The organism is Streptomyces sp. SID3343, from assembly GCF_009865215.1.
GTDB lineage: Bacteria > Actinomycetota > Actinomycetes > Streptomycetales > Streptomycetaceae > Embleya.
Genome location: NZ_WWJX01000898.1, coordinates 1 through 734, shown reverse-complemented (window position 1 = coordinate 734; position 734 = coordinate 1). Strand labels below are relative to the sequence as shown.

1 pseudogene is annotated in these 734 nt (G+C 73.2%); it reads left to right on the top strand.

The features are described from left to right. Window positions 1-407: 407 nt before the first annotated feature. A pseudogene (locus GT354_RS54565) lies at window positions 408-734 on the top strand (hypothetical protein); the annotation flags it as partial.

Genomic DNA, 734 nt, shown 5'->3' with positions numbered 1-734 from the left:
GCATCGGCCCCGCTTCCGAAACCGCGCGGGCGCGGCTGACCCGGTGCGGGCCGGGCAGGTACGCGGATCGCGCGGCCGGCACCGGCCGGGCCGGGGTGTTCGGGCCGACCGGCCGTACGATGTTCGATCGAGCAGGGGAGTCGACGGGGCTGCGGGAAGGCTTGCGGGGCCGGTCTCGGTCCTGGAGAACCACCAAGTCGCAATCTGCGTGGGCGCGATGGGCGCCGGTGGACTCACCGGGCGGGCGATGCCGGTTGGGTGATTCCCTCGACGGCCCCGGCATCGGAGCACGCGATCAATCCCGTCCGGGGGGTGTTGTTCGTGACGTTCCTCCGGGCCCCGGACGCCGAACTCCTGCCGCCTTGCGCTCGGAACCGTTCACGCGCGTCGCGCCGACCGTGAACTCCGTGTTCGTGCCGCCGGCGGTCGCTGCGATGTTCGCGTTCCTGCCCGACGACCGGGCCGTGCGCAACCCGCTCGTCGTCCTCCCCGCGACGTCGGCCTTGCCCGACCATCTCGCGCTCGCTGCGGTCATGGCGGTCACCCCAACCCTGGTCGAAGTCGTCGGCATGGGCGCTACGTTCGCGCCATCCCCCGACTTCTCCTCACCGGGTGACGAGCCGCCGAGCCGCACTTCCGTGACATGGACCACCCGCGTCGCGGACCGTCCGTGTCGCGGGACCCTCCGCGTGGCGGGACCGTCCGTGTCGCGGGACCCTCCGCGTGGCGGGACC